This window comes from Alkalicoccus luteus (genome assembly GCF_012034335.1).
Lineage (GTDB): Bacteria > Bacillota > Bacilli > Bacillales > Salisediminibacteriaceae > Alkalicoccus > Alkalicoccus luteus_A.
On the sequence record NZ_JAATHJ010000084.1, the window covers coordinates 1 to 420 of the forward strand.

1 pseudogene is annotated in these 420 nt (G+C 61.2%); it reads right to left on the reverse strand.

Annotated features, from left to right (window positions below):
* Positions 1-234: 234 nt before the first annotated feature.
* Positions 235-420: pseudogene (locus HCN83_RS18035) on the reverse strand (nickel/cobalt efflux protein RcnA); the annotation flags it as partial.

Here is a 420-nt window from a genome sequence, read left to right on the forward strand (position 1 = left end):
GCCGGACGCCACGGCCGGATCTGTTGTCGTCTTTGCCATCCTCAGGAGCGTGGCTGCGGCTTCTCGGGCGAAATAGTTGAAACGCGGCACGAGCTCGTTACCCCATCTGAGTTGCGATGGAATGAGTCGCGAGCTGGGAATCCGTTCCGATCTTTTGTTAAAAAAACGGCTGCAAGCAATTGGTTCCAAAACTGAAAAGACCTCAGTCCGGGGCCGATACCGAGGCCGCGGACATCACGACGCGAACTCATGCAGCCCGATCCAGCCGGTGTAGAGCCCGACCAGGGCGATCAAGGCTGCCGAGACGTAGGGCGCGCGATGTGCGAAGCGGCTGAAGCCGCTCCAATGGCGTTCGACGTGCCGAATACCGAGAGCGGCAACGACGCCGGCCGATACCATGGTGATGGCGAGGCCGAGGCC